Consider the following 17988-nt stretch of genomic DNA (forward strand, 5'->3'; position numbering starts at 1 on the left):
CGCAGGAACCGGCGCGTTGTCGGATGCTGCCCTGTCGGTGGTGCTGGTGCTGTTCAGTGTCGCGATTTTAATTATTGCCGCGCGCGCCGGCCTTCCCGATCCGGCGGAAGCGAAGGCGTCGATCGCCACATTGCAAGTACAAATCCCGGCAGCCACCAAAATCTGAAACATTTCTCTCGATCTGGTATAATCCGTGAAAGGGCACCCAACGGTCATCCGAACTCAAACCAAACCGAGGTACATTCTCCATTGCAATTACGGGTTTTCCGAATGACGCGCCGATGGTCCCCGACGCTGAGCCTCACGGGTCTGGTCTCGTCGTTCGGCTGTGCGGCGTGCTGCGCGCTGCCGATCATGCTGGCCGGCACCGGTCTGGCCGGCGCGTGGACGCTGCACCTGCAATTGCTCGTCGGTCCCTACGAGCGCGTTTGGTTGTGGGGATCGATCGCGATGCTCGGTCTTGGGGCAGTCGCCTGGGGGCGCGAGATGCGGCGGCTCGCCACGCACGACCCGGCGCGCAGTCCATTCATGATCTATGCCGTTACACCGCTGATCCTGACGCTCGGCGCGGTCCTGCTTGCCGGCACCCTGATGGTCGAACACGCAAGTTTGACCGATTTCCTGTGATCCTGGGGCTCGACGGTAAGACCTGCCGGCCGCCCCGCAAAATCGTGCCCCTTGTCAGAGGGCCGCGCGAGACTTATGCATAATCCGTGTTTCGAGCCATGACACGCTTCCTGATCGCCCTTGTTCTCGTGCTCGCCACGAGCGTGCCGGCGTTCGCGCGCGTGATGCCGATGACATACGCGGCCGCGACGGCAGCTGTTTGCATTGGTCATGATTGTTCGGGTCATCACAGTCCAGGCCCTGCGCAACACCGCTCCATGGGTGCGCGTTGCACCGCCCCGGCCTGCACCAGTGCGGTGGCATTGCCGATGACCGGGGCAAGCGCTGTCGAGTTCATCGACGCCGCGATGACATATCATCCGCCGGTCGCGTCATTCCATCTCGGCCTGCGTCCGATACCGGACGCACCGCCACCTCGATCCCTCGCGCTGAGCTGACCGCCGCCCGGTTTTCCCGGGCAGGCGGTAAGACCGCTTTGTCCGGGTGCCGACGCGCCCAACCTGATCGTGATTCGTGCCTTTCGGGGCGCCATTCACGGCCTGCGAGGGATCAGATTTTATGACGATCAAATGTCCGTCCGCCTTGCGGCGACGGAGTCTCCTGAAGCTGGGCGGCGCCGGTGTCGCGTCGGCAACTATACTACCCCGGGTGACACCTGCCCAGGCGGCAACCAGCCGTGCCATCACCGCCGATTTGCGACCGGCCCCGGCCAAGGCCGCGATCCTGGGCGCGGGGCGCCCGAAAACCGACGTTCTCGCCTATAACGGAACGGTGTCCGGCCCGGCGGTGACCATGCACCAGGCCGTCCCATTCCAATCCACAGTGACCAACGGCCTCGACCAGGGCACCACGGTCCACTGGCACGGCATAAGGCTGCCGAACGATATGGACGGCGTGCCGTTCCTGACCCAGCCGCCGATCCGGCCGGGTGCCGATTTCCACTATGCGTTTACGCCACCCGATGCCGGCACCTTCTGGTATCACCCGCACGAACACACGGCGCACCAGATGGGCCGCGGCATGGCCGGCGCGCTGATCGTCAAAGAGCCGGAACCGCCGCCGTTCGATCGTGACCTTCTATGGGTGCTCCAGGACTGGGCGTTCGAGCCGAACGATCAGTTCGTGCCGGGTTTCGACACGCCGATGGAAGCGGCGATGAGCGGGCGGATCGGCAGTGTCGTCACCATCAACGGTGTCGTCCCCGGACCGATCAAGCTGCGTGCCGGGGAACGGCTCCGCATCCGAATGGTCAATGCCTGCCTCGCCCGCTTCATGGCGCCGCGCTTCGCCGGGCATCCTGTGACGGTGATCGCGCTCGACGGCCAGCCTTGTCATCCTTTCCAGCCCGCCAACGGCCAGGTCATCATCGCCCCGGCCCAGCGCGTTGACCTGCAACTCGATACGATCGGCGAACCCGGCCACAATTACCCGGTGATCGACGATTTCTACGGCCGGCATGCGACCTATCGGCTGGTGACGCTGGCTTACACGAAGCAGCAACCACGCCGGCGCTCCTTGCCGGCACAGCCGATCATCCTGCCGCCAAATCCAGTGCCCAAGCCCGATCTCAGTAACCCGGTCCGCCACCATCTGGATATCGTTGGGGGCATGATGGGCGGCATGGGCATGACGGCCGATGGCAAGCCCGCTCCTATCTGGGGAATCAAGGACGGCAGCCGGATCAGTGACGGCATGGCGCCGATCTTCACTATCCCGCTTGGCCGCACCGCGCTGCTGACGCTGGTGAACCACACTGCGTTCTGGCACCCGATGCATCTGCACGGCTACAGCTACACGGTTTTGTCGCGGAATGGCGTGAAGGAGCCTTACCCGCATCTGCGCGATACGGTGATCCTGCGCCCGAAGGACACGGTCGAGATCGCCTTCGCCGCCGATAATCCCGGCAATTGGATGTTCCATTGCCATGTCATCGAGCACCAGGCGAACGGCCTGATGACGGTGATCCGTGTCACCTGATCCAGCATTGAACAAGGAAAACCGAACCATGAACCGACGCACTTTGCTCAATGCCGGCGCTGCCCTGGCGGCTCTGGCCCCAATCTCGGCGCTTGCCGCCGCGCCGATCAAGGCAACGCTCTACAAGGACCCGTCCTGCTCGTGCTGCGAAGCCTATGCGAAATATCTCGACAAGAACGGCTTCAAGGTGACGGTGATTCCAACACCCAATCTCGAGCAGGTCACCTTGGCAGCCGGCATTCCTAAGTCGCTGGTCGGTTGTCATTTGACCAAGCTCGCCGGCCATGTCTTCGAAGGCCATATTCCGGCCCCGCTCATCAAGAAATTCCTGGCCGAACCGTCCTCCGCCAAGGGGCTGGCGATTCCGGGAATGCCGGTCGGTCTACCGGGAATGCCGGCGATGGCAGGCATGAAAGCCGAACCGATCGCGGTCTATCTCGTCGGCACCCCGAAACCGGTCGTTTTCGCAACCGTCAACTGAGCAAGTTGCTCGTCCGTCACACAAGGAAATCAGACATGTTGAAAATCAAGACTTTGTTTTTCGCGGCAACAATGTCCGTCGCGGTCCTGACCGCGCCGATACTCGCCAATGCCGCGACCACACCCGCGCCACAGGCGAAAACCACGAACAGCGGCGGCATGATGTCGGGCGGCAAGATGACCGGTAAGGTCAAGACCGGTGCCGGCATGGCGGGCGGCGGCATGGCCGGTATGATGAGCATGATGGCGATGATGAATGCCTGCACACGCGTGATGAACAAGATGGCCGACAATATGGGTCACGGCACGATGGGCGCTCATCCCGGTTCCATGATGGGCAAAGCGGCACCGAAGAAGTCGTAAAGCATCGGCGTTCCGGTGGCGCGCTCCCGCACGCCATCGGTATGCCGGGAGCGGGATCAAATCATGCTGACCGATCGCCAACACGCGCCCTCATGGTTGCCAGTACGGTTGATAACCGCGGCCGGAGGCGGCGTGCTGCGCCACTATTTCGTCGGGATGGCGATCGGCAATCTGGTCTGGGAAGTGCTGCAACTGCCGCTTTATACGATCTGGCGAACCGCACGCCCCGCCTACCTTGTTTTTGCCGTACTGCATTGCTGGATCGGCGATCTGCTGATCGGCTCTGTCACGATGCTGTTCGGGATCATTGCGGCAGGACGGCAATGGCCATTTGCAAATGTCCGGCGCGCTGTTCTCGTCACGCTGGCGAGCGGTGTTGCCTACACGATGTTCAGCGAGTGGCTCAACGTCGTGGTGCGCGGCGCCTGGGTCTATCGGTCCACGATGCCGGTTCTCCCGATCCTCGGCACCGGGCTGTCACCCTTGCTGCAATGGTTCATCGTGCCAGGGGTGGCGCTGTTGTTCGCGTATCGCCCACAAATCTCGACCGCTGAGGCGCTGGTGATGGTCCGGTTGCAGCCACGCATTGCGGCGCTATTCATACTCACCCTGGCACTCGCACTCGCGTTATGGCTCGGTTCACTGATGCCGGCATTGGCCGCGAGCACGCCATGGGTCGGCAACCGGCACGCGGCGGCGCGGCTGATCACGGCGACGGAGGCAACTGGCAACGCACCGCAGATCGACGCCGGTTTACAGATACGGCTTGAGCGCGGCTGGCATGCCTACTGGCGTAATCCGGGTGCGGCGGGCATTCCGCCCTCGATCGACTGGACGGGATCGACCAACGTCAAATCGGCCGGAATGTACTGGCCGGCGCCGCATCGCTATCTGCTCTACGGTCTGGTGACCCAGGGCTACGAGCACGGTGTCGTCTTTCCTCTATCGATCGCGCCGAAACATCCCGGCGCGCCGGTGGTTTTGCATGCGCTCGTGCATTATTCGGCGTGCAAGACGATCTGCATCCCTTACACCGCCAAGCTTGTGCTTCGCCTCCCTGCCGGCCTGGCGAGCCCCGGCCGGCAAGCGCCCCTGATCGCCCAGGCATGGACGCGTGTGCCGGGCACGCTGGCCCAAGCAGGTCTGAGCCTGTCGCGGGTCGTGGTGTCCAAATCGCCCGGACACAAGAATACGGCGATACTGTCCCTCGTCGTCGATGCGCACGGTGCGCGCCTGGCGCATCCCGATCTGTTCATCCAGAACCATTTCTCGACCGCGACACCGGGCGCGCCAAAAATCTGGCTCGATACCGGGCATCGGCGCGTCGTGCTGAGCGTTACCCTCAAGGGTGAAAAAACAGCCGCCATCGCCGGAAGAAAACTGCGATTCACGCTGGAAAACGGATTGGCTGCGGCGGCGTTTTCGGCAACTCCGGTGTTCGGCCCGGTCCCGCCGCACGGCGCCGGTGTGAGCATCATGCTGATCCTCGCGATCGCGCTGCTCGGCGGTCTGATCCTGAACGTGATGCCTTGCACGCTCCCGGTCCTGTCACTCAAGCTCATGAGCTTCGCCGGGGCATCGGGTGGCGCTCGGCGCGATCTACGGATCACGCTTTTGGCAACCGCGCTCGGAATCATTGTTTCTTATGGGGCGCTCGCCCTCGTTGTCATCATGTTGAAGGCGGTGGGCGCCACAATCGGCTGGGGCATTCAGTTCCAACAACCCTGGTTTCTCGGCGCGATGGCGGCGATCACCACGCTGTTCGCCGCCAGCCTGTGGGAGTGGCTGCCGATCCCGCTCCCTGGGCTTGCGGCGCGGACCGCGACGGTGGGCACCGAAGCCAGTGCCAGAACCGCAGCGTTTCTGACCGGCGTCTTTGCGACGCTTCTCGCTACCTCCTGCACCGCACCTTTTATCGGCGTGGCGGTCGGATTCGCGCTCGCTCGCGCACCACTGGTCATTTTGGGCATTTTTGCAGCCCTCGGGATCGGCATGGCGCTGCCCTACCTGCTGGTCGCGGCTGTCCCTGGCCTGGTGCGCTGGATGCCAAAGCCCGGACGCTGGATGGTTGTGCTCCGCGTCCTTCTCGGTTTTGCCCTGGTGGGCACGGCGATCTGGCTGGTCTGGATCATCGCGGCCGTCGTCTCCCCCACAGCAGCACTGGTCATCGGCGCTACAATTCTCGTCATACTTGCGCTGCTGTTCTGGCGTCATCGTCTCGGGAATAGCCAGGGCCGATTGCGCCGCATCGGAGCCTTCGCGGTGATTGCTGCCGTCGCCCTTGCCATTATCGAACCAGCGGTTATCCCGGCCAGTCTGGCACCCACCAAACAACGTGCCGACAACACGATCTGGCAGCCTTTTGGCCCCGCGCGTATCGTCAAGCTGGTCAGCAGAAAGAAGCTTGTCTTCGTCGATGTCACCGCCGCGTGGTGCCTGATCTGCAAGGTCAACGCGCTCACCGTGCTCGATCGTAATCCGGTGGCGCGGCAGTTGCGCGCACCTGGCGTGGTCGCGATGCGCGCCGACTGGACCCGCCCGAGCGCGCCGGTCACCGCCTATCTGCGCAGTTTCGGCCGCTACGGCGTGCCGCTCGACGTGGTCTATGGCCCCGGCGCGCCCGCCGGGATCATGCTGCCCTCTCTGCTGACGCCGGGCGTCGTCATGCAGGCATTCCGGCGCGCGGCCGGACCACTCCAAGGCACGGAGGCGGCACGATGAACTTCTATGACCGCAAGATTCTTCCCCATGTGTTGAATTTCGTGATGCGGCAGGAGGCGCTGGTGCCGTTTCGCACGCGCGTCATCGGCGCGGCACAGGGGCGCGCGCTGGAATTCGGTGTCGGCTCCGGCCTCAACCTGCCATTCTACGGCACTTCCGTCACCTCGGTGATCGGCATCGAGCCTTCGCCCGCCCTTTTGCGCATGGCGCGGGATCGTGCCGCCAGTGCCATTGTGCCGGTCGAACTGATCGAGGCTTCGGCGGAGATGTTGCCGGTCGAATCCGCGAGCATCGACACGATCGTCTCCACCTGGACGCTGTGCACCATTCCCGATGCGGTGCGGGCGCTGCGCGAGGCACGCCGGGTCCTGAAACCGGACGGAACGCTGCTGTTCATCGAGCATGGCCGCGCGCCGGAACCCAGCGTCGCGCGCTGGCAGGACCGGCTCGATCGCCCATGGGGGATGATCGCCGGCGGATGCCATATCAACCGGCAGATCGACGCGCTGATCATGGAGGCCGGGTTTCGCATCGAGCATCTGGCGCATGACCGGATGCCGGGTCCGCGCACGCATAATTATCTCTATGAAGGCAAGGCCCATCCCGCATGACCGACCGGAGCGAACATTCAGGTTATCAGCCCCGGCGTGGTCACCGGATCGGGCGGCGCGTCGCGATCGGCGGGGCCGTCGGCCTCGGGGCGGCGATAACGGTCGTCGCGATCGATCCCGGCATTATCGGGGTGACGGAACACAATACGCTCGATACTCTGGCGCACCTGCTCGGCTGGAGTAAGCCGCATGGCCAACTGGCGACGACCACCGACTCTGCGATCCCTCCCGGTGCGCCGATCGGCGGTCCGTTCGCCCTGACCAACCAGTTCGGCCAGACGATGACACCGGCAAGTTTTCGCGGGCGCTGGATGCTGGTCTATTTCGGTTACACGCGCTGCCCGGACGAGTGCCCGCTGACGTTGGAAAAAATGGCGATCATGATGAACGCGCTCGGGAAGCTCGCCAAACATGTCGACCCTGTCTTCATCACCGTCGATCCAACCCACGACACACCGGCAGTGCTGAAGACATATCTGCCCAAGTTCAGCGACAGGATCATCGGCCTGACCGGTCCGGTGCCGGAGATCGCCAAGGTCGCCCGCGAATACGACGCCTATTTCAACACGACCGACCACGAAGCCTCCGGCCGGAGCCTGATCAGTCATTCAACCTTCATTTATTTGATGACACCGAACGGAAAGTTCGAGAATCTGTTCCCGGTGTCCATCACGGTGCCGCAACTCGTCCACGTCATGAAAAAGGCGATTGCGCAATGACCCTGTCGCCATCCTCACGGCGTGGTTTTCTTACCCTCGCAGCTTCCGGCGCGGCGCTTGGCCTGCCGCGATCCGGGGCAGCCGCCATCCCGAACGCCTCGCCGCTTTATATCACCACACCAAAGCCGTTGCCGGCCTTCAACTTCTCCGACGCATCCGGTCATCCCCTCACGCTCGCCGATTTCCACGGCAAATTTGTGCTCCTGAACATCTGGGCGACCTGGTGCATCCCTTGCCGCAAGGAAATGCCGACTTTGGATCGGCTCCAAGCCCGACTTGGCGGCCCGCATTTCGAAGTGGTGCCGGTCTCGATCGATTCCGGTGGACTGGAAGCGGTCAGGAAATTCTATGCCGAGATCAAGATCGAGCATCTCGGTATCTTTCTCGATCCAAGCGGCAACGCGATGCAGGTGCTCAACCTTGAGGGAATTCCGACAAGTTTTTTGATCGACCCGAACGGCAGACAGATCGGGCGGGAGACTGGCGCCGTCGTCTGGGACAGTCCTTCGGTGATCAGGTTCCTGACGCGCCAGATATCAGGGCGTGCCGATGACTAACCAAAGGTGGCGTTTGATGGCGGCATATCGGCAAGACGGGGAAATCAGGTCTCGATCACCCGCCTCGCGACGTGAATTGCTCGGACTATCCCTGTTCGCAGCCGGCAACGCGATCATGGCGTCAAGCTCGGCATCCGCGGCGATCCCCACCCACCCGCCGCTCCAGATTTTTGCGCCAAAGACATTTCCGGCACTCCGATTTCTGAATGAAGCCGGCCGGCACATCTCGCTCGCGTCCTTTCATGGCAAGTTCGTGCTGCTCACCATCTGGGCGACCTGGTACATCCCCTGCCAAAGGGAGATGGCCACGCTGGATCGGCTGCAGGCCAGACTCGGCGGTCCGCACTTCCAGATCGTTGCGGTGTCGATCGATTCTGGAGGCTTGACCCCCGTCCGCGAATTCTACGACCGATTCAAGATCCGGCATCTTGGCATCTACCTCGATCCTGACGGAAGTGCGATGCGGATCCTCAATCTCCAGACAATTCCCGTGACATTTCTGATCAACCCGGATGGCAAGGCGATCGGGCTCAAGTCCGGCGCCACCGTCTGGGACAGCCCGCGCATGGTCAGGTTCCTGACCCATGTGATGTCGTCGAAATCACCCACCTGAACCAAGGAGTTTTCAACCATGAATACATGTTGCGATAACACCGGCACCACGCGCCGATCCGGCTGGCGGCGCTTCTTGACCGGACGGATTGCAATCGTCGTCGGCCTTGTGGTCATCGCCGGCGGCGGTCTTGCCGTTGGCGGCTGGGGCTGGCTGGTCGCTGCCGGGTTGGCGCCGATCATCCTGTCGCTGCTTCCCTGTCTCGTCATGTGCGGGCTTGGGCTCTGCATGATGGGCATGAACAAATCGAAATCGAACGCCGCACCAGCCATCGACGCGGCGATCCAGAATGGTGACGGCACAGTCCGCCGGGGGGACTCGATGCCGTCGTCCGCTGTCCCGTCGATCGCTCACCGTCAAAGTCAGAATGTCACCTGAAATCAGCTTTGCTCACCCGAATCAAAACGAAAGGAATCCACGCATGAGTATCCAACTCGGACAGATCGCGCCCGACTTCGAACAGGTCAGCACGCAAGGCACGATCAAATTCCACGAATGGCTCGGCAATTCCTGGGGCGTGCTGTTCAGCCACCCGAAGGATTATACCCCGGTCTGCACCACCGAACTCGCCGAAGTGGCACGGCTGAAGCCCGAATGGGACAAACGGAACGCCAAGCCGATCGGTCTGTCGGTCGACCCTGCCGACAGCCATAAGGGCTGGGAAGACGACATCAGGGAAACCCAAGGCCAGTTGCTCAATTTTCCGCTTCTGGCCGATGCGGATCGTAAGGTCTCCCATCTCTACGGAATGATCCACCCGGAAGCTGACCCCACGGTCACGGTTCGGAGCGTGTTCATCATCGATCCAAACAAGAAGGTTCGGCTCATCATCACCTATCCGCCGAGCACCGGCCGAAACTTCGACGAAATCATCCGGGTCATCGACAGTCTGCAACTCACCGACGCGCACAAGGTTGCAACGCCGGTGAACTGGAACGATGGCGAAGAGGTCATCATCCTCCCAAGCCTCTCCGACGATGACGCAAAGACACGCTTCCCGGAGGGCTGGAGAACCCTGCGGCCCTATCTTCGCATGGTTGCACAACCCCAACTGCCACATCGGCAGTGATCGCGTCGACATGACGCCAAACCGGCCCCGCGCGAACAAAGCTTGCCGCGGGGTCGCATACTTCTCCACATAATCCATCGAAGATGCGGTGCCAGGAAGTCCAGGCATCACGCAAAGCGAGACAAGATGAGAAAATCCCTGAAGTCAGCTTCCGTCATCGCGGCTCTTCTTGCGGTACCGGTATCGGCAATGGCCCATGCCTATCCCGCTCACGAAACGCCACCGTCGGGTGCTGTGCTGAAACAGCTTCCCGGCGAGGTTTCAATCACCTTCACCGAAACCATCAACCGGCATTTCAGCGGCATCGTGGTCCAAGGGCCGAACGGAAAGACCGTCAGCCATGGCATAAATAGGTTGGCACGCAACAACCCCAAGACACTGATCATCCATCTGCGTCGATCAAATCGAGCCGGGCGCTACACCGTTGTTTGGCATGCGCTCGCATCCGACGGGCATCGAACGCATGGACGCTACAGTTTTCAAGTTACGCCGTGAGCGTCTCCACCGATCTGCTCGTCCGAGGCGTCGCCCGCGGCATTCATGTCGCGGCTTCGCTCGCCATTCTCGGCACCACGGCAGGTTATCGCCTCTTCGCTCTAGCCGGCTTGCAGCATGACGAGTCATTGGCCGCACGCAACGCCCAGAACGCAATTGTCAAGTTTCTACGTGCAAGTTTAGTCGTGGCTGTTATCGCGGGTTTGATCTGGCTCCTCTGCGAAGCCATCTATGCCACAGGATCGCACCGGATCACTTCTGGTTTCGATGCCATTCTGCCGGTGCTGCGCGACACGAATTTCGGCCATCTTCTCATCATCCGGATGATCCTGATGGCCGGCGCCGTGGTGCTGTTCGGCCGCGGACAGAGTAACCGACGCGTGCTGCCCGCCGCTGGTCTCGCGGCAATCGCCGTTGCGTTGCAGGCCGGGCTGGGGCACGGTGCCGCGATGGGCGGGGCCGAAGGGCATCTGCTGTTTGCAACCCTGATCCTGCACCTGCTTGCCGCCGGACTATGGCTCGGCGGCCTGGTTTCTCTTTTCATCATCATCAAAGCCGTAACGCCGGAGGCTGCTTTTCGGGCGGCGACGCGGTTTTCCCGCCTGGGCGTCGCCTGCGTCATCACCATCGCCGTGACGGCCGCGATTCAGGCCTGGTATCTGATCGGCAGCATCGCCGCACTGACCGGCACGGCCTATGGGTTGGTCGCGCTCGGAAAGCTCGCGCTGTTTGTGGTCCTGCTCGCCATCGCCGCGACAAACCGATGGCAGACGTCCCGCCTCATGACGCCGCGTGGTCAGCACGCGAAGCACGTTCTATACAAATCCATCGCGATCGAAACAGCGATCGGCCTTGCCGTGGTTGTGCTCGCGGGCATTCTGATGGAACTTCCACCGGCGATGGACATGGCGAAATGAATATGACGGGTTAGCCGTGACATTGAATCGCCCACGATCGGTAACCTTCATCTGGCTAGCCGTCACCCTCCTCGGCTGGGCGACATTGGACGTCCTCGACGCCCACCTGCCGGATGGAGCGGCAGCGCTTGCTGCGGCGCCATGGCTCGTCTGGCAGTTCACCCCGATCATTATCATTCCGATGATCTATGTCGTGGTCTGGTACGTGCGCGGTCGGCGCCGGGGCGGGCAGGCAGCCGGGGCGCGGGACGCATTCTTCGCAGCGGCGATACTGTTGCTGTTCCTGGTTCTGCAATCGCCGATCGAGGGTTTTTCCGACCAATTCCTTACGGTCCATCAAATCGAGCACATGACGCTCGATATGATCGCCCCCCTGCTTCTGATGCTGGCAGCCCCGCAGGCGCCCTTGTTGCGCGGTATGCCGGGGTGGCTGCGCCATAGACTCGTGCCGAGCATCATGGGTAACGGCGCGCTCCATCGCACCTTCGCCACAATCAGCCAGCCGATTCCTGCAAGCCTTTTGTTCATCGGGACCAGCGACTTCTGGATGATCCCGCGGATCCACGATGCGTCGCTGCGCATCCCGTTGATCCATGATCTCTGGCACATCACGCTCTTCGCAAGCGGCCTGATCTTCTTCTTCCGTCTTCTCGATCCGCGCCCGGCCCCCCTCGGCGCGCCGCTGCTCGCCCGCGTACTCATGTGCTGGTTAGCCGAGATGAACACGATCCTGTTTGGCTTTTATCTGAGCTTCAAATCTGTTGTTCTCTACGATGCCTATGGGCGTATGGCACCTTTCTGGCATATTTCCGCGCTGAACGACGAGCGCTTCGGCGGACTCACCATGTGGATCCCCGGTTCGATGATGATCGCACTCGGCGCCCTGATCGCGCTCTATCGTATTGCCAGCCACGAAGACCGTGTCGCCGGTCGCCGGATCGCTCTTGTCGGCGCCCCGCCAGTGCGCAACAGCCAATACCACGTTGGGAAACGGCGGGATAATCTCAACCTCGCGCTCGGACTGGTCGGATTTGTCGGTTTCATGTTGATCGGCACAATGATCGCTGCTGTGGTTTATGATCACATGACAAACCCCCAAGTCGATACCGCGGCTTTTATTCAGGTGAGAGCAAGGAAGCTCGATGGGCCGCGCGCTCACGAGGTCAGATCGGCTTCCAAGTCACCGCAGTTTGATAGACCGTGATCTCGGCCATTGATCGCCTATTGCCAACGCCAGCTGCGGGTTCACTCGGCGACGGCAAGCCAACCGCCGTATCCAGCAGGGGCTGGTTTTCGGCTCTATTACTCCTCCAGTCGAGGCGAGTTGCCATCAAACGAGCTTGTCAATAGATGTTGAACTCATTCCAACTGGCCGGTCTTCTGACCCACTTACTCGTCCTTGCGCTTGGCCTCGGGGGACTAATCGGTATCATCCCACTTGCGCGTGGCCGTCGCGCCGGATCTGGTTTGGTTCTGATGGCCATCTCGATGGATATAGTGATTTTGGCGCCCCGGTGGAATTTGGGCATTGCGGGCGTGAGCGCTTACGTTGTGGGCTTCCTGGCGGGGCTGTGGCTTCTCCTTGGGCCCGAACACGGCAAATAAATCCTTGGGTCTACAGCTTTGTCCGGCGGCCCGAACTGCTGGCGACAGGATGACTCCGTCACGAACCCGCGCAAAATCCCTGCACCGACCCAACCAGGCAGACCAAAGCAGCGTCGAACCGGACAAGTCACGCGATACCGGCAACACAATGCTTCAAATTCAAGCCAAATTCGGCATTCTGCCGAAGCTTGTTAGTGCGACTTCAGGTAAGAAATCAGAGTCATTGCGCTTGGGGAATCCCACGGCGCCGCACCCGGTATATATCCGACAATCAAACCGTTTGGATCGATTGCATAAGTGATGGGCAGAGCATAGAGCGGAAAAATCCCGCCTCCCGGATTATTGGCATCGAAGTAGCCAACCTGTTGGTCAGGATCCACGATCACCGCCAAATGGGTCAGATCGTGCTGCTTATAGAAGGCTTCCACATTGGACTTGCCACCATCATCGACCGCAATCGGCAGTATAGTGGCCTTCGTCCCCTTCAGTTTCGCTTGCAGCCGATCCAGCAACGGCATCTCGTAGACGCAGGGCACACACCAGGTTGCCCAGAAATTAATGAGAACGACCCTGCCGCGCAGGCGCTGAAAGTCGATGGTACTGCCGCCAGCGGTCACTATTGGCTTGGTCGGCACCTGCCGTTCTGGGACAATTTGAGTGTACTGACCATCATAGCTGTAGAACGCTGGAGGTGGTCGCCTCTGAGCAGCCTGCGCATTCTGGGTCATCCAGCCTACAGCCGGCATACCTACCCAACCGAATAGCGATCGTCGCGAGACCGGCTTCATGGATGAGCAGGTTGTTTCACGGCATTACTCCATCATAGGTGATCGTGGTTGGCGTGTCGGCCACCGCAACGCCAAATGCGACTGCGAAGCCGAGCACCGGATTGATCCCGCCCGGCGCCAGCAGCAGCACCGCCTCGGGCAGTCTCGGTTCGATCCTTGCCGGCGGGGGCACGATTTTCGTGGCGATATCGCTCATGTGGGTGCGCTCATCGGCCGATCAACGGATCACCGGCACATCCTCGAAGGTGTGGTGCGGCGCGGGAGACGGCACGGTCCATTCCAGCGTCGTCGCCCCCTCGCCCCAGTAATTGTCGGCCAGAGCCTGCTTGCCGGTGAAAATGCGGAACAGCACGTAGAAAAACACCACAGTGCTGATACCGGAAATCAGCGCGCCCACCGACGAGACATAGTTCCACCCGGCGAACGCCGCCGGATAATCGGGATAACGGCGCGGCATTCCGGCCAGGCCAAGAAAATGCTGCGGGAAAAAGGTGAGGTTCACGCCGATGAAGAACAGCCAGAAATGCAGCTTGCCCGCCCATTCGGGGTATTGCTGACCATACATCTTGCCGATCCAGTAGTAGAACCCGGCAAAGATCGCGAACACCGACCCCATCGACAGCACATAGTGGAAATGCGCGATCACGAAATACGTGTTGTGCAGCTCGGTATCGAGCCCGGCATTGGCCAGCACCACACCGGTCGCCCCGCCCACCACGAACATGAAAATGAACCCGATCGCCCAGAGCATCGGCGTCTTCAACTCGATCGACCCGCCCCACATCGTCGCGATCCACGAAAACACTTTTACCCCGGTCGGCACCGCGATCACCAGTGTCGCCGCCTCGAAATACACTTTCGAATCCACCGAAATCCCGGACACGAACATGTGGTGCGCCCACACGACGAAGCCGACGAAGCCGATCGCCACCATCGCATAGACCATGCCGAGATAGCCAAAAATCGGCTTCTTCGAGAAGGTCGACACCACGTGGCTGATAATGCCGAAGGCCGGCAAAATCATGATGTAGACCTCGGGATGGCCGAAGAACCAGAACAGATGCTGAAACAGCACCGGATCGCCGCCGCCACCAGGCTCGAAAAACGAGGTGCCGAAATTACGGTCCATGATGAGCATGGTGATGGCGCCCGCCAGTACCGGAATCGCCAGCAGGAGCAAAAACGCGGTGACCAAAATCGACCAGACGAACAGCGGCATCTTGTGCATCGTCATGCCCGGCGCGCGCATGTTCAGAATCGTCGCGATGAAGTTGATCGCGCCGAGCAGCGAGGAAATACCGGCCAGATGCAGCGAGAACAGAGTGAAATCCACCGCCGGCCCCGGCTGATAGGTGATGTCGCTCAGCGGCGGATACAGCGTCCAGCCCACCCCCGATCCCGCGCCCACCATCAGGCCGAGATTGACGAAAATGAACCCCATGAACAGGAACCAGAAGCTCATGTTGTTCAGGCGCGGAAACGCCATGTCCGGCGCACCGATCATCATCGGCACCATCCAGTTGCCGAATCCGCCGATCAGCGCCGGCATCACCATGAAAAAGATCATCAGCAGCCCGTGCGCGGTGACGATCGCGTTCCAGGTCTGGCCCGAGGTGATCAGCGTGTTGTTCGGATGCATCAGCTGCATCCGCATGATCATCGACAGCACACCGCCCTCGATCCCGGCGATGACCGCCCACGTGATATAGAGCGTGCCGATATCCTTGTGGTTCGTGCTCATCAGCCAGCGGCGGACGAACCCCGGATGATGCGCGCCATGGGCATGGGCGGCGTGGGGGTCGTGATCGTGCAGGGCAGTCGTGGACATGGTCATGATCTCCTGATGATCGGCACGGCGATCAATGAGCGGTGGCCGGCGGCGCGGCAGCGCTCGCGAGCGTCACCCCCGGCAGCGCGGCGGCCTTCGCCTTTGCCGCCTGCTCCGCCAGCACTTCATATTTGTGCACCTTCGGCACGTTGCCTTGCGCCGCATCCTTCTTGGCCTCGGCGAGCCAGGCCTGGAACTGCGCCATCGGCAGCGCGACGATCTCGATCGGCATATTGTCGTGGTTCAAGCCGCAAATCTGGTTGCACTCGCCGTAATAAACACCCGGCGCATCGATGCTGGTCCATTGACGCCAGTACTGGCCGGGGATCGCGTAGCGCTGCACGCCAAGCGAGGGGACGAAGAAGCTGTGTATCACGTCCTTGCTGGTGATCTGGAACACCACTTTCTTGCCGGCCGGCAGCACCAGCGGATGATTGACGGAAAGCTGGCGGATCTCGCCCGGCTTCAACTGGTTCGGCGGAATCACGTAGGAGGTGAAATCGACTCCCTTGGCGCCGAGATAGTCATATTCCCAGTACCATTGATGGCCGATCACTCGGATGGTCATGTAGGCGTTCTTGTTGTTGGACTGCTGATAGATCAGGTTGAGCGAGGGTACGAAAATCACGATCAGCAGCAGCGCCGGCACCACCGTCCACAGCACCTCGATCACCGTATTGTGCGTGGTGGTGGTCGGCACCGGGTGCCGGGAGGCGTGGAACCGCACCATCACGATGCCGAGCAGCACGCCGACCAGCGCGACCACGCCGAACATGATCCACAGCACGAACTGCATCATCCAGTCGATCGCCTTCGCGTTCGGACTGGAAGGCGGCTGGAACCACCATTCCCAAGGGCGCGGCCCATGGATCGCGAAGCCGGCGCTGTTCTTCGGAAAACTCGCGGCGTCGGCACCATGACAAGCGACAATCAGCACTAGAACGCCAAGACCTGCCGCCAGGCCCATTCTATGCACTCGATTCATCGACATTGTTCGTTGGGGGTCCATTGGTTATGCCTCGATTACCCACCCATCACGCTCATATGCCGCGCCAGGGCCGGCCGATTATGCTCACGGTCGATCACGAAATCATGCCCTTTCGGCTTGCGCGCAATGGCTGAGCGGCCCGCGTACTCGGCGTCAACCAGCCTACAGCCGGCATACCTACCCAACCGAATAGCGATCGTCGCGAGACCGGCTTCATGGATGAGCAGGTTGTTTCACGGCATTACTCCATCATAGGTGATCGTGGTTGGCGTCTTTGCCATCGCGACGCCAAATGCGACGGTGAGGCCAAGCATACAAAGAATGAACATGCGCTTCATCGGTCCGCACTCACGACAGGAAGCGCAAAGCGGGTTTAAGCTGATTTTCAATGATCTCGGGGAACAGCGGCCCGGCCGTATGCCAGCGCACCATGCCGCCAGGGGCGACCAGAAAACTTTCCGGCACGCCATAGACCCCCCAGTTGATCGCGACCCGCCCGTTCAGATCGGACGCAATCCGCCGATATGGATTGCCATATTCGGCGAGATACAGCGCGAGCGGTTTCGGTTTGTCCTGGTAGGCGATGCCCCAGACATCCAGCCCCGATTTCGCGATGCCGTCGAGATACGGCGCCTCTGCCTTGCAGGCGACACACCAGGAGGCAAAGAAATTGACCAGGACCGGGCGCTTCTGGGCGATCAGTGCCGCCTGGTCGAAGCCCTGGTTGCCATCGACCCCCGGCAGGGTGAAATCTGGCACCTTGTGGCCAACCAGCGGATTGTTGAACGCCTGCGGGTTGTAGGTGCCGGTGCGCATCCGCTCCAAGAGCGCGTAGAACCCGATCCCGCCCACCGCCACGGTGGCGAGTGGAATACCGAGCATCAATCGGCGGGAGATTTGCGATGTCGCCATGAAACCGCCTCAGATCGTTGCCGAACCGGTCGGCAGGGTCCGATGGGATAACGGGTTGATCATGGTAATCTCCCAAGGATGATTAAACGTTTCAGGTTCTTCATTGGGCAGGCTCCCATCGTCGCGCCAGTCACCACCGATTCGTGAAAGTTGTGCTTTGTCATTAAAGTTCTATTGACGCACCCTATCGAGCACCCGCTCCGATAAGCGGCGGGAAAAGAGGAGAGCCACGCTGATCCTTGAAGCGTCATGTGGAAACGCCGCGCCGTTGGGTGGTTTTGGTGTGGCGGGGACGCGTTTCTCGTGCATCCTGCTCGGAGCGCGCGGCATGATCCGCGAGGTCATCCATGATCGGACAATCTGGCCGTTGATCGCCCTGGCAATGATCGGCAAGGTATTCGATCGGACCGAGCATGGCCTGGAGATCCGCGATTTTGCTTCGCAGCGCGGCGGCGTGATCGAGAGCAATCCGCTTGACGTCGGCACTCGCACGGTGGTGGTCCCGCCAAAGGGCCAGTAGCCGCATGATAGCGTCGATCGAAAATCCGAGATCGCGGCCACGGCGAATGAAGCGGAGCGTGTGGATATCGGTAATTGCGTAGTAGCGATAGCCACTGTCGTTTCGAACGGCTTTCGGGATGAGACCGATGCTTTCGTAGTAACGGATCATTTTGGCAGGAACGCCGGAGGCCTTCGCGGCGTCGCCGATCGTCATAGA

Annotated in this window: 22 protein-coding genes; 16 read left to right on the forward strand and 6 right to left on the reverse strand. The window is 61.2% G+C overall.

Annotated elements, in window-relative coordinates; genetic code table 11:
- The first annotated feature begins 16 nt into the window (after positions 1–16).
- The 16 genes from APM_RS22765 to APM_RS16365 all read left to right on the forward strand — a co-directional run bounded on the left by APM_RS22765 (position 17) and on the right by APM_RS16365 (position 12353).
- Positions 17–166: a hypothetical protein gene (locus APM_RS22765; RefSeq protein WP_241763184.1), complete on the forward strand. Its 150-nt coding sequence runs from the start codon at positions 17–19 to the stop codon at positions 164–166.
- A gap of 104 nt (positions 167–270) precedes the next feature.
- Complete coding sequence (locus APM_RS16305) at positions 271–627, forward strand: hypothetical protein (protein ID WP_039889023.1); 357 nt, start codon at positions 271–273, stop codon at positions 625–627.
- A 98-nt stretch (positions 628–725) separates the two neighbouring features.
- Positions 726–1064, forward strand: coding sequence for a hypothetical protein (locus APM_RS21720; protein WP_138919236.1), 339 nt, complete (start codon positions 726–728; stop codon positions 1062–1064).
- Between the two features lie 211 nt (positions 1065–1275).
- On the forward strand, positions 1276–2604 hold the full coding sequence (locus APM_RS16310; RefSeq protein ID WP_241763185.1) for a multicopper oxidase family protein: 1329 nt from the start codon (positions 1276–1278) through the stop codon (positions 2602–2604).
- 7 nt (positions 2605–2611) lie between these two features.
- Entirely contained in the window at positions 2612–3085 is a 474-nt protein-coding gene (locus tag APM_RS16315) for a DUF411 domain-containing protein (RefSeq protein ID WP_241763186.1), read from the forward strand.
- A 35-nt stretch (positions 3086–3120) separates the two neighbouring features.
- On the forward strand, positions 3121–3447 hold the full coding sequence (locus tag APM_RS16320; RefSeq protein ID WP_007424487.1) for a hypothetical protein: 327 nt from the start codon (positions 3121–3123) through the stop codon (positions 3445–3447).
- A gap of 63 nt (positions 3448–3510) precedes the next feature.
- Positions 3511–6168 carry a protein-disulfide reductase DsbD gene (locus tag APM_RS16325; protein ID WP_241763187.1) on the forward strand — a complete coding sequence of 886 codons (2658 nt, stop codon included), beginning with the start codon at positions 3511–3513 and terminating at the stop codon, positions 6166–6168.
- A complete protein-coding gene (locus APM_RS16330; protein ID WP_007424489.1) occupies positions 6165–6779 on the forward strand; it encodes a class I SAM-dependent methyltransferase in 615 nt (204 codons plus the stop codon). The genes APM_RS16325 and APM_RS16330 overlap by 4 nt, the downstream gene beginning before the upstream one ends.
- Positions 6776–7498, forward strand: a complete 723-nt coding sequence (locus tag APM_RS16335; protein WP_007424490.1) for an SCO family protein — start codon at positions 6776–6778, stop codon at positions 7496–7498. Before APM_RS16330 ends, APM_RS16335 begins: the two co-directional genes overlap by 4 nt.
- Positions 7495–8055 carry a TlpA disulfide reductase family protein gene (locus APM_RS16340; RefSeq protein WP_007424491.1) on the forward strand — a complete coding sequence of 187 codons (561 nt, stop codon included), beginning with the start codon at positions 7495–7497 and terminating at the stop codon, positions 8053–8055. The genes APM_RS16335 and APM_RS16340 overlap by 4 nt, the downstream gene beginning before the upstream one ends.
- Positions 8056–8170: 115 nt before the next feature.
- Positions 8171–8668 carry a TlpA disulfide reductase family protein gene (locus APM_RS16345; RefSeq protein ID WP_241763188.1) on the forward strand — a complete coding sequence of 166 codons (498 nt, stop codon included), beginning with the start codon at positions 8171–8173 and terminating at the stop codon, positions 8666–8668.
- Between the two features lie 75 nt (positions 8669–8743).
- Complete coding sequence (locus APM_RS16350; protein WP_231844414.1) at positions 8744–9046, forward strand: hypothetical protein; 303 nt, start codon at positions 8744–8746, stop codon at positions 9044–9046.
- A gap of 43 nt (positions 9047–9089) precedes the next feature.
- The gene (locus APM_RS16355; protein WP_007424494.1) at positions 9090–9737 is read left to right on the forward strand and encodes a peroxiredoxin; all 648 of its coding nucleotides are present in this window, start codon (positions 9090–9092) and stop codon (positions 9735–9737) included.
- Between the two features lie 126 nt (positions 9738–9863).
- Positions 9864–10232 (forward strand): copper resistance protein CopC, encoded by a 369-nt coding sequence (locus tag APM_RS20700; RefSeq protein ID WP_007424495.1) that lies wholly within the window; start codon positions 9864–9866, stop codon positions 10230–10232.
- Complete coding sequence (locus tag APM_RS16360; RefSeq protein ID WP_007424496.1) at positions 10229–11149, forward strand: CopD family protein; 921 nt, start codon at positions 10229–10231, stop codon at positions 11147–11149. Before APM_RS20700 ends, APM_RS16360 begins: the two co-directional genes overlap by 4 nt.
- A gap of 85 nt (positions 11150–11234) precedes the next feature.
- Entirely contained in the window at positions 11235–12353 is a 1119-nt protein-coding gene (locus tag APM_RS16365; RefSeq protein WP_241763189.1) for a cytochrome c oxidase assembly protein, read from the forward strand.
- 592 nt (positions 12354–12945) lie between these two features.
- Here the strand turns inward: APM_RS16365 and APM_RS16375 are convergent.
- From APM_RS16375 to cueR, 6 genes are all read right to left on the reverse strand, one after another.
- Positions 12946–13482: a TlpA disulfide reductase family protein gene (locus tag APM_RS16375; RefSeq protein ID WP_158005006.1), complete on the reverse strand. Its 537-nt coding sequence runs from the start codon at positions 13480–13482 to the stop codon at positions 12946–12948.
- Positions 13483–13558: 76 nt separating this feature from the next.
- Positions 13559–13738: a hypothetical protein gene (locus APM_RS16380; protein WP_039889028.1), complete on the reverse strand. Its 180-nt coding sequence runs from the start codon at positions 13736–13738 to the stop codon at positions 13559–13561.
- 21 nt (positions 13739–13759) lie between these two features.
- Positions 13760–15370, reverse strand: coding sequence for a cytochrome c oxidase subunit I (gene ctaD / locus APM_RS16385; RefSeq protein ID WP_039889055.1), 1611 nt, complete (start codon positions 15368–15370; stop codon positions 13760–13762).
- Positions 15371–15401: 31 nt separating this feature from the next.
- A complete protein-coding gene (gene coxB / locus APM_RS16390; protein WP_007424500.1) occupies positions 15402–16337 on the reverse strand; it encodes a cytochrome c oxidase subunit II in 936 nt (311 codons plus the stop codon).
- 369 nt (positions 16338–16706) lie between these two features.
- The gene (locus APM_RS16395) at positions 16707–17270 is read right to left on the reverse strand and encodes a DsbE family thiol:disulfide interchange protein (protein WP_007424501.1); all 564 of its coding nucleotides are present in this window, start codon (positions 17268–17270) and stop codon (positions 16707–16709) included.
- Between the two features lie 247 nt (positions 17271–17517).
- Positions 17518–17985: a Cu(I)-responsive transcriptional regulator gene (cueR, locus tag APM_RS16400; RefSeq protein WP_007424502.1), complete on the reverse strand. Its 468-nt coding sequence runs from the start codon at positions 17983–17985 to the stop codon at positions 17518–17520.
- Positions 17986–17988: the final 3 nt, after the last annotated feature.

It is taken from the genome of Acidiphilium sp. PM (assembly GCF_000219295.1).
GTDB classification, from domain to species: domain Bacteria; phylum Pseudomonadota; class Alphaproteobacteria; order Acetobacterales; family Acetobacteraceae; genus Acidiphilium; species Acidiphilium multivorum.

What these genes read in the sequence shown, in the direction of transcription:
- APM_RS16320 (WP_007424487.1), top strand. Translation starts at nt 3,121, where the DNA reads ATGTTGAAAATCAAGACTTTGTTTTTCGCGGCAACAATGTCCGTCGCG.
- coxB (WP_007424500.1), bottom strand. Translation starts at nt 16,337, where the DNA reads ATGGGCCTGGCGGCAGGTCTTGGCGTTCTAGTGCTGATTGTCGCTTGT.
- APM_RS20700 (WP_007424495.1), top strand. Translation starts at nt 9,864, where the DNA reads ATGAGAAAATCCCTGAAGTCAGCTTCCGTCATCGCGGCTCTTCTTGCG.
- APM_RS16325 (WP_241763187.1), top strand. Translation starts at nt 3,511, where the DNA reads ATGCTGACCGATCGCCAACACGCGCCCTCATGGTTGCCAGTACGGTTG.
- cueR (WP_007424502.1), bottom strand. Translation starts at nt 17,985, where the DNA reads ATGACGATCGGCGACGCCGCGAAGGCCTCCGGCGTTCCTGCCAAAATG.
- APM_RS16345 (WP_241763188.1), top strand. Translation starts at nt 8,171, where the DNA reads ATGGCGTCAAGCTCGGCATCCGCGGCGATCCCCACCCACCCGCCGCTC.
- APM_RS16395 (WP_007424501.1), bottom strand. Translation starts at nt 17,270, where the DNA reads ATGGCGACATCGCAAATCTCCCGCCGATTGATGCTCGGTATTCCACTC.
- APM_RS16380 (WP_039889028.1), bottom strand. Translation starts at nt 13,738, where the DNA reads ATGAGCGATATCGCCACGAAAATCGTGCCCCCGCCGGCAAGGATCGAA.
- APM_RS16375 (WP_158005006.1), bottom strand. Translation starts at nt 13,482, where the DNA reads ATGACCCAGAATGCGCAGGCTGCTCAGAGGCGACCACCTCCAGCGTTC.
- APM_RS16330 (WP_007424489.1), top strand. Translation starts at nt 6,165, where the DNA reads ATGAACTTCTATGACCGCAAGATTCTTCCCCATGTGTTGAATTTCGTG.
- APM_RS21720 (WP_138919236.1), top strand. Translation starts at nt 726, where the DNA reads ATGACACGCTTCCTGATCGCCCTTGTTCTCGTGCTCGCCACGAGCGTG.
- ctaD (WP_039889055.1), bottom strand. Translation starts at nt 15,370, where the DNA reads ATGTCCACGACTGCCCTGCACGATCACGACCCCCACGCCGCCCATGCC.
- APM_RS16305 (WP_039889023.1), top strand. Translation starts at nt 271, where the DNA reads ATGACGCGCCGATGGTCCCCGACGCTGAGCCTCACGGGTCTGGTCTCG.
- APM_RS16355 (WP_007424494.1), top strand. Translation starts at nt 9,090, where the DNA reads ATGAGTATCCAACTCGGACAGATCGCGCCCGACTTCGAACAGGTCAGC.
- APM_RS16335 (WP_007424490.1), top strand. Translation starts at nt 6,776, where the DNA reads ATGACCGACCGGAGCGAACATTCAGGTTATCAGCCCCGGCGTGGTCAC.
- APM_RS16340 (WP_007424491.1), top strand. Translation starts at nt 7,495, where the DNA reads ATGACCCTGTCGCCATCCTCACGGCGTGGTTTTCTTACCCTCGCAGCT.